The organism is Pseudonocardia sp. EV170527-09 (assembly GCF_008369905.1).
In the GTDB taxonomy this organism is placed as follows: Bacteria; Actinomycetota; Actinomycetes; order Mycobacteriales; family Pseudonocardiaceae; genus Pseudonocardia.
Genome location: NZ_VRMC01000280.1, coordinates 1 through 741, shown reverse-complemented (window position 1 = coordinate 741; position 741 = coordinate 1). Strand labels below are relative to the sequence as shown.

Annotated in this window: 1 protein-coding gene; it reads left to right on the top strand. The window is 70.6% G+C overall.

From position 1 onward, the window contains the following. The coding region (locus FVA95_RS29090) for an ISL3 family transposase (protein WP_149666926.1) at positions 1-728 on the top strand (728 nt) is incomplete at its 5' end. Positions 729-741 lie beyond the last annotated feature (13 nt).

Here is a 741-nt window from a genome sequence, read left to right as displayed (position 1 = left end):
TCACCGATGTCGTCGCGGGTCGAGGCCGAGCCCGGCTGCTCGACCTGGTCCCCGGACGGTCGGCAGCGGCGCTGAAGTCCTGGCTCGAAGCCCGCGACCAGTCCTTCCGCGACAGCGTCCGGGTCGTGGCGATGGACGGGTTCGGCGGCTACAAGAACGCCGCCACCGAGGCCGTTCCGCAGGCGGCGACGGTGATGGACCCGTTCCACGTCGTCGCTCTGGCCGGGCACAAGCTCGACCTGTGTCGCCAACGCGTCCAGCAGGACACCCTCGGCCATCGAGGCCGCTCCGGTGACCCGCTCTACCGGGTGCGACGCACCCTGCGGACCCGTCTCGGGCTGCTCACCGACAAGCAGCGAACCCGGCTCGAGGCGGTGTTCGCGGGCGAGGAGCACGTCGCGGTCGAGGTCACCTGGTGGGCGTATCAGCAGATCATCGCCGCCTACGCCACCGACGACCGCCGCCGCGGCAAGACCGCGCTCGCGGCGGTGATCGACCGGATCCGGGCCGGGCTACCGGCCGGGCTCGACGAACTCGCCACTCTCGGCCGAACCCTGCACCGGCGTCGCGACGACGTCTTGGCCTACTTCGACCACCGGGCCTCCAACGGTCCCACCGAGGCGATCAACGGCCGGCTCGAAGCGCTGCGCCGCAACGCCCTGGGCTTCCGCAACCTGATCAACTACCGCATCCGCTCGTTGCTCCACTGCGGAACCCTTGCACTCTAGATCCGGAAGAGCC